9 protein-coding genes are annotated in these 6,815 nt (G+C 40.7%); 4 read left to right on the forward strand and 5 right to left on the reverse strand.

The window, feature by feature from the left end:
- The 3 genes from ACT8YW_RS21135 to ACT8YW_RS21145 form a co-directional block, all read right to left on the reverse strand.
- Positions 1-133, reverse strand: a 133-nt coding sequence (locus ACT8YW_RS21135; protein WP_444107062.1) for a RyR domain-containing protein, incomplete at its 3' end; no start/stop codon positions are given.
- Between the two features lie 132 nt (positions 134-265).
- Positions 266-772 (reverse strand): DUF805 domain-containing protein, encoded by a 507-nt coding sequence (locus ACT8YW_RS21140; protein ID WP_009041088.1) that lies wholly within the window; start codon positions 770-772, stop codon positions 266-268.
- A 137-nt stretch (positions 773-909) separates the two neighbouring features.
- Complete coding sequence (locus ACT8YW_RS21145; RefSeq protein ID WP_055236191.1) at positions 910-1,269, reverse strand: hypothetical protein; 360 nt, start codon at positions 1,267-1,269, stop codon at positions 910-912.
- Positions 1,270-1,422: 153 nt separating this feature from the next.
- On the opposite strand from ACT8YW_RS21145, the gene ACT8YW_RS21150 reads away from it, so the two are divergent.
- The 4 genes from ACT8YW_RS21150 to ACT8YW_RS21165 all read left to right on the forward strand — a co-directional run bounded on the left by ACT8YW_RS21150 (position 1,423) and on the right by ACT8YW_RS21165 (position 5,123).
- Entirely contained in the window at positions 1,423-3,747 is a 2,325-nt protein-coding gene (locus ACT8YW_RS21150) for a DUF3987 domain-containing protein (protein ID WP_444107060.1), read from the forward strand.
- A 258-nt stretch (positions 3,748-4,005) separates the two neighbouring features.
- Complete coding sequence (locus ACT8YW_RS21155; RefSeq protein WP_444107061.1) at positions 4,006-4,494, forward strand: HU family DNA-binding protein; 489 nt, start codon at positions 4,006-4,008, stop codon at positions 4,492-4,494.
- Between the two features lie 70 nt (positions 4,495-4,564).
- Positions 4,565-4,663 (forward strand): smalltalk protein, encoded by a 99-nt coding sequence (locus ACT8YW_RS21160; protein ID WP_004303901.1) that lies wholly within the window; start codon positions 4,565-4,567, stop codon positions 4,661-4,663.
- A gap of 16 nt (positions 4,664-4,679) precedes the next feature.
- The gene (locus ACT8YW_RS21165; RefSeq protein WP_149953226.1) at positions 4,680-5,123 is read left to right on the forward strand and encodes an N-acetylmuramoyl-L-alanine amidase; all 444 of its coding nucleotides are present in this window, start codon (positions 4,680-4,682) and stop codon (positions 5,121-5,123) included.
- 62 nt (positions 5,124-5,185) lie between these two features.
- Here ACT8YW_RS21165 and ACT8YW_RS21170 read toward each other — a convergent pair whose 3' ends face one another.
- Positions 5,186-5,419, reverse strand: coding sequence for a DUF4248 domain-containing protein (locus tag ACT8YW_RS21170; RefSeq protein WP_004296628.1), 234 nt, complete (start codon positions 5,417-5,419; stop codon positions 5,186-5,188).
- Between the two features lie 358 nt (positions 5,420-5,777).
- Positions 5,778-6,785, reverse strand: coding sequence for a glycosyltransferase (locus tag ACT8YW_RS21175; RefSeq protein WP_444107063.1), 1,008 nt, complete (start codon positions 6,783-6,785; stop codon positions 5,778-5,780).
- Positions 6,786-6,815: the final 30 nt, after the last annotated feature.

Genomic DNA, 6,815 nt, shown 5'->3' on the forward strand with positions numbered 1-6,815 from the left:
TCCAACCTTGTTCTATTCTGGTTTTCGACCAGACCTCATGAACATTCTTAGCCATTTCTTCTACCAGGTATTCCAATTCCTTCGGGAGTTGGATGTGTCCTGTATCCACCGGATTGGGAATATACTCTTTCATCTTACAAATCATTATTTATTATGTTACACTTACAAATTTAGATAAAATATTGAATAACAAACAGATTAGTAACAAAAAACCTCCTGCAAAACGAATTTTGCAAGAGGCTTTCTTATTTCTTCTTTAATAAGATTATTCAGCTTTTTCTTTATCTTCTTCTACAGGGGCTTCCGCAGGTGCAGGAGCAGCTTCTACCGGCTTGTCAACTTTTACATCTTCTCTTGAAACGTTTACAGTCACGTTTACAGAAGCAGGTTGTGCCTGATATGGCATACGGTTTTTCGGATCTGCACCATAAGGATTAGGACCTACCGTGCCATCTGCAAACAGCATGTACAATGCAAAAATCCAACCAACAATAGGTACACAGCACAACAAAATCAGCCAACCGGATTTATTTAAGTCGTGCAGACGTTTCACCCCCTGTGCCAGAGAGAACCAAACAGATGCAATCATAGCAGCAAGACCGATCAATAAACCAAATACTGATCCCCCGGCCGATCCGCTGGCAGCACCCAAAACAAATGTACCTACGCCTAGTGCCCATGCAATACTAGAAACTATACCACCAATAATGCCTGATAAGAAGTATTCGATTCTACGAATACGCCCGTCAAATGAGAAAGGAGCTTTGAACATAATTTATTAAGTTTATATGAATAAATAAGTGAGTTTTTATCCGTGTTTCTCAATATGAAAGCAAAGATATAAAAAAAATTAAATAAAGAAAGGATTCGGGCAAAAAGATTGAAAAAATGCCCTATTTTCTGTAGAAATCACAATTTCACCCCATCCCATTGCATCACTACCACCCACTCTTTCGGTTGGCAAATCCCATGAAAACGGTGCGGAACCGTAGCAACCACCAAATCACAATTGGAAGCTAATACGGTTCTTAACTCCTTCAGCAACATATCCATCCGGATGATTAAATGAAGATACTCCGTCATACACCGGATCACGCGCACATACTGATAAATACACATATCCTCTCCCCGTCTTATCTCCCCCAGTGTTTTAGGAGAGATATCAAGTTCGCTCGTAAAAAAGCTATTACTAAAAATACGATCCGTTGCCATTAAAGCCAATACCAAATTGCTCAAAAACTCGTATGGTTCCTGTTTTTCTTTTGCCATGTCATTCTATGATTAATAATTTATAATATTTCAGTTTTTATTTGCTTTATCAAGTACTATCCACATAGGGAAGCAACCCTATTTTTAATATCCCGACCTTTGTTCCCGTTATCTGATAGTCAGGTAACTCAATCTTACAAAAAACAATTTTATATGAAAGCCTTAGAAGAAATCAAAGTCTCGGTTTACGAGAACGTGTATTCAAAAAAGCCCAAAGTCATGTCTTTCCTTGAAGTCATCATTATGTGTATTCACCCGGTCTATGCCTCTATCGTAAACGCTATCCGCCGATACTATGCAGAAGGAGACCATGCCGCGGCACAGAAGTTGAAGAGCCAGCTCCCCTGTTTCACTCCGGCAGGTACTTTTGACGGAGCACATGCCATCAAAAACTTCCTCCTCCCCAGCCATATTGTCGGGCTCGATTACGATCATGTAAAAGATCGTCTTCAAGTCATCCAACGTTGTGCGGCAGATCCTCACACGGTAGCGGTCATAGAAAGTCCTACCGACGGAGTGAAAGTTTTCGCCTATGTGGAAGGTATCGAAAACCGCCATCGTGAAGGGCAGCAATTAGTGAGCCGTTACTACAATCAATTGCTGGGATTGGAGAGTGATCCGGCCTGCAAGGACGAAAGTCGTCTGTGTTATTTCAGTTATTCGCCCAATGGATATGTTGCCGGTCTTTATCAGGCATTTGTGTTGGAACCACATCTAAAAGAGGAAACAAACGCTTCCTCTGAAAATAAAGTGCTTCCTCCCTTTCCTCTCCAGGATAGTACCCCGGAAAACGTGTCTGAAGCAGAAATCGCCCAATTTATTTCGTCCTATATTTTCCTCCATCCCCTGACAGCCGGACAACGTCATTCCAACGTCTTTAAACTTGCCTGCGAAGCCTCCCGCCGACACTATCCGCAAGAAAGCATATTACGTGAGCTTACTGCATTTTTCGAGCATACAGATTTTCGTCCCGAAGAATTGACAAGTGTTTTATCATCTGGATACAAGCAAGTTAACGAGCACGCACCTGCTTCCTCTACAGCCACCTCTTCTTCCTTTCAAAAGGACATAAGGACAAAAATCCCCTATGGTACTTTAGAAAACTCCGATAGCACCGAAGAAGCCTATTGGCTGGGAGAAGAATTCAGGAAAGGAACACCTTTATTCCCGCGCGATTTGTACAATAATCTTCCCGATCTACTGAATGACTGTATCATTGAAGACGCAAGCGACCGCGAACAAGACATCTCCCTCCTTTCCGATCTTACCGCACTAAGTGCGGCACTTCCACAAACTTTCGGAATTTATAACCACAAAAAATATTCCCCCCATTTGTTCAGTGTCATATTTTCTTCTGCCGGCAGCGGTAAAAGCATTGCCCAAACCGGACGCTATCTATTGGAAGAAATACAGACTGAAATACTGTCTACCAGTGAATCCATGTTAAAAAACTACCATACAGCGCACAATACCTGGCAAGCAGAATGTCAGCGGAAAAGGAAAAAAGGAGAAACGTGTTCCGAAGAGCCTCAAAGACCTCCTTTTAAAATGTTATTCATTCCCGCCACTACCAGTTACACCCGTATGCAAATTCAGATGCAGGACAACGGTTCGCAGGGAAGTATCATTTTCGATACGGAAGCCCAAACGCTCTCCACGGCCAATCACCTGGATTGTGGTAACTTCGATGATATGCTCCGCAAAGCTTTTGAGCACGAAAACATTGATTCTTCCTATAAAGCCAACGGTATCATCCCAATCTATATCCGTTATCCCAAATTAGCTTTGCTTCTAACGGGCACTCCCGGACAGATAGACTGTTTGTTAAACAGTTACGGGAACGGACTTCCCAGCCGTATTCTGGCTTACACTTTCCGTGAAGCTCCCCACTGGAAAGAGATGGGTGATGATTGTATTTCATTGGAAGACTCTTTCAAGCCGATTGCCCATCGTGTCTACGAACTATATAATTTCTGCCTGGCGCATCCTGTTTTATTTCATTTCACCCGTCCGCAATGGAACCGTCTGAATGAGATTTTCTCACGTATGCTGTCCGAGGTAGCGATGGAGGGCAATGATGACCTCCAAGCCGTAGTGAAGCGCTATGCTTTTCTGGTGATGCGTATCAGCATGATTCAGACCCGCATCCGGCAATTTGAGGCAACCGATCTCTCCTCCGAAATTTATTGTATAGATGCCGATTTCGAACGATCTCTCCAAATCGTTCTATGTTGTTACGAGCACAGCCGTCTGTTACACTCATCCATGCCGGCTCCTGCAGTCCGTCCTCTGAAGAATCCGGACATTATTCGTAATTTCGTCAATGAGTTGCCTGACAGCTTCACTACAGATGAAGCAATTCAGATTGGCGCAAAATACGATTTCAACCTTCGTAAGGTTACACGTCTTCTAAAATCACTTAACGGAATAAAAATCAGCAAGGTATCTCATGGTTCTTATACTAAGATGAATAAATAACAGTCATAGGTGTCTTTTTGTCCTTTTGTCCTTTTGGAGAATCGGAAAAACATCGGGAGATTTGAAAAAAACATCTCAATAATTGAAATCAAACATTGGGAAGTTTCGATACAAATCTCCCAATGTTTTTTCTTTTTATCTATGCGCCCGTGTACGTCACTATGCGTCATGTCACTTTTCCAATGTATTACTTTTGTCATGTAATCGATTACAAGAGAATTAAACATTTAAAAATTAGAAATTAAAAATTAAAAGTTTATGGCACAGAATTACACTCTCATGGCTCGCAAGAACCTGTTGAAACCTGATGAAACTCCGAAGTACTATGCAGTGGCACGTAGCGGTCGCAAAGTAACGGTCAAGGAAGTCTGCAAACGAATTACCGAACGTTCTTCTTACTCCAAAGGGGAACTGGAAGGTTGTATCGGTGAGTTTTTGCTCGAAATCGTCAACGTACTGGATGAAGGAAATATCGTCCAGATGGGTGACCTGGGTAATTTCCGTATGAGTATCAAGACCGGTACTCCTACCGATACGGCAAAGGAATTCAAGGCATCGTGCATTGATAAGGGCAAAGTGCTCTTCTATCCGGGTAGTGATCTCCGCAAGTTGTGTAAGACGTTGGATTATACATTGTATAAGAGTGATTCTTCCACTGATTCGGATAAAGATCCGCTTCCTGATGATGGCGGTGATGATAATCAGGGAGGTTCCGGCAGCGGGGAAGCTCCGGACCCGGCAGCATAATCAACCGGTTGTTGACTGGTTCTTGAGTTCATAATGTATCAGTAGTATTTATTCTTTAATTCAAATTTATATGAAAAAGCAACTTTGGAAAAACATTCTCCAGTTTATCGTAACTATCGCGACTTCGATCATTTCGGCTATCGGTGTAACGTCCTGCGTGGGACATTAATCTCTTGCTGACCGATATGGAAAATTCAGAAGAAAACTATCTCCCACGTGAGATTAAGTTGTTGGTGATTCATTGCAGCGCGACGCGCTGCAATGAATCCTTCACCGTAGAGCAGCTTCGACAATGTCACCTGCAACGAGGTTTCAAGGATATAGGGTATCATTTTTACATCACCCGTAATGGAGAACTTCACCATTGTCGCCCGGTATCGGAGCCCGGTGCGCATGTGCGAGGTTTCAACCGGCATAGTATTGGAATTTGCTATGAAGGTGGGTTGGATGAAGAAGGTCGTCCGACGGATACGAGAACACAGGCGCAGCGCTTCGCGCTACTTGACTTGTTGACGATTCTCAAACATCAATATCCGGATGCGCAAATCCTGGGACATTATCAACTTAGTGCTTCGATTCATAAGGCTTGTCCCTGTTTTGACAGTCGAAAAGAGTATATGAATATATAAAAAGAACTACGGGAGCTCGCGAAAGTGCAGTCTCCCGTAGTTCTTTTTTATGTTTATATCATTTATAGTTCTCCCGGCTTTCCCAAATAATAGGTAATAAGCCGCACTTCTCTCACAGAAAATGCCTTTGTCTTCGGATGAAAGTCAGTAGATAGTATCTCATTCATCAGCGGCTTGCATCTCCTCATCCACCTCCGGAGTTTATTGACTGAAGCACGAATCGTCAAATCAGGAAAATACATCTGGGCCAACTCTTGTTTATTATAACATTTCACTACAAAGTCTGAATGTTCCATTGTTTCTTTATTACTGTTTTATATGCTATAAAGTTACAAAAATTAGAACATATAAACAAAGAAAGAAGAGGCTATTATCCGGTATAATGGAAATAAAAAGAAATATCAACGATCTTCACAGACAGTTGATATAGTGGGAAATTCACATCGGCTTTAACCTCCGATGTCAGGGCGTAGATCAGAAATGTACCGTCGTACGATTTCCAATCCACAATGTAGGAGAATCATGCCTTTACAGCATGAAGCTAGGGACCTACATTTTTTTCATCTCACATACGAAACACTCACGTGTTTATTACATCTCAACATTTTATTTTATACCATATTTTTCATGTACATCAATTATGAAAGATACGAATTATAATTGTTTATAAATTTCATTAGCAGCTTCCTGTTCCTTCTCTATCGTAAAGTGTTCTATCACCCTTTTCCTTGCAGCATTCGCATACTGCTTTCTTAATGAATCATCTTCCAATAGTTTATCTATGGCCGACGCATACTTCTTACTATCCGAATTAGCGACCTCAATTCCCGTTACACCATTCAATGAAACCCAATTAACACCTGACCCCTCAATATGAAAAGTTACAGCAGGACACCCACAATACATTGCTTCAGCAAGTGCAAGTCCAAAAGCCTCATTTTTTGTAATAGAAGGAAAAGCAAACACATCTGCTACATGAAGATAACATCGTAAATCATCATTGTTTAAACGCCCTACAAAAATTACACGTTCCAAATTTGCTTTAGCTTTTAATTCCTCTGTTAAAGGACCTTGTCCAGCTATAACAATATAACAATCTGTAGCAATATATTTCTCTGCTTCAATCAAATACTTTAGTCCCTTATACTCCACATGGCGTCCTATAAAAAAAATCAGCTTTTTATTATTATATTTTTTGCGAATATTCTTTATTCTCACCTCATCATCATCCTGCAACTCAAGACGATGAATATTTATGCCATTAGCTATCACTTTTACCTTTTGTAAAAATGGCTTCAAAGGTAATGAAGCATCCTTATATTGGGGACTTGTTACAACAATACTATCTGCACGCTCTAACAACTTACGTTCATTCCTCCTTATCAATGGATAAACATATTTCTGTTTCGTAATATCCAAATGCCAATGAATGATTAACTTCGTACTTGCAGGAATTAATCTAAGCAACAAAAATGCAACAAAAGGATTAGGATGATGGAAATGGATAATATCAGGTTGCCAAGATTGTATATTTCTTTTCAAATAATAATAATAAGGGAGAGAGAAAGATTGACTTGCCACTTTCATAAAACACCCAATTCGCAAAACCTGTATACCCTTTATTTCAATACAAATAGTCCGATTAGAATCATTAAAGCATATAACTCGGTTTTCATATTACTTTAATCATTA

Origin of the sequence: Bacteroides sp. (genome assembly GCF_052357945.1) — a bacterium.
Classification (GTDB): Bacteria; Bacteroidota; Bacteroidia; order Bacteroidales; family Bacteroidaceae; genus Bacteroides.

Coding starts and splice junctions, on each gene's coding strand:
- ACT8YW_RS21140 (WP_009041088.1), bottom strand. CDS start 772: ATGTTCAAAGCTCCTTTCTCATTTGACGGGCGTATTCGTAGAATCGAA.
- ACT8YW_RS21145 (WP_055236191.1), bottom strand. CDS start 1,269: ATGGCAAAAGAAAAACAGGAACCATACGAGTTTTTGAGCAATTTGGTA.
- ACT8YW_RS21150 (WP_444107060.1), top strand. CDS start 1,423: ATGAAAGCCTTAGAAGAAATCAAAGTCTCGGTTTACGAGAACGTGTAT.
- ACT8YW_RS21155 (WP_444107061.1), top strand. CDS start 4,006: ATGGCACAGAATTACACTCTCATGGCTCGCAAGAACCTGTTGAAACCT.
- ACT8YW_RS21160 (WP_004303901.1), top strand. CDS start 4,565: ATGAAAAAGCAACTTTGGAAAAACATTCTCCAGTTTATCGTAACTATC.
- ACT8YW_RS21165 (WP_149953226.1), top strand. CDS start 4,680: ATGGAAAATTCAGAAGAAAACTATCTCCCACGTGAGATTAAGTTGTTG.
- ACT8YW_RS21170 (WP_004296628.1), bottom strand. CDS start 5,419: ATGGAACATTCAGACTTTGTAGTGAAATGTTATAATAAACAAGAGTTG.